A 359-nucleotide genomic window follows, 5' to 3' on the forward strand; every position below is an offset into this window, starting at 1 on the left:
GGATCCAGAAGGTCGATCATCGCGAAGCGGGCTGTTTCCTCGGTCTCCGGATCCCCGACGAAATCGAGGCAGACAAGCCGATGCAGCCAGACCAGCTCCTGCCTGAGCGCTCGCGTGAGAGAGGAGCTCTCGGAAATTCCGGACAGAAGACGGAGGCAGCGACGGTGCGCGGAGGGACCGCCGAGCAAGGCGGCGGCATTGAGCAGCGCAGAGCCGTGCTCCTGGAAGAAGGTCCTGGTTGCGACGAGCGCGGGATCGCGGCCCGCCGGGACGGAATTGCTCGAGAAGTTGAACATGGGGGTCTCCTGTGGAGGTCGACGCCGTTCGTGGCAGTCAAGGCCCCGAGAAATCTTCTTTCC

General features: G+C 64.1%; 1 protein-coding gene. It reads right to left on the reverse strand.

Going from position 1 to position 359, the window contains the following annotated elements; genetic code table 11:
* A partial coding sequence (locus E0702_RS15905; RefSeq protein ID WP_132045573.1) for a hypothetical protein occupies nt 1–296 on the reverse strand: 296 nt, incomplete at its 3' end.
* Nucleotides 297–359 lie beyond the last annotated feature (63 nt).

The sequence above is a fragment of the Halomonas marinisediminis genome (assembly GCF_004347715.1).
GTDB classification, from domain to species: Bacteria; Pseudomonadota; Gammaproteobacteria; order Pseudomonadales; family Halomonadaceae; genus Halomonas; species Halomonas icarae.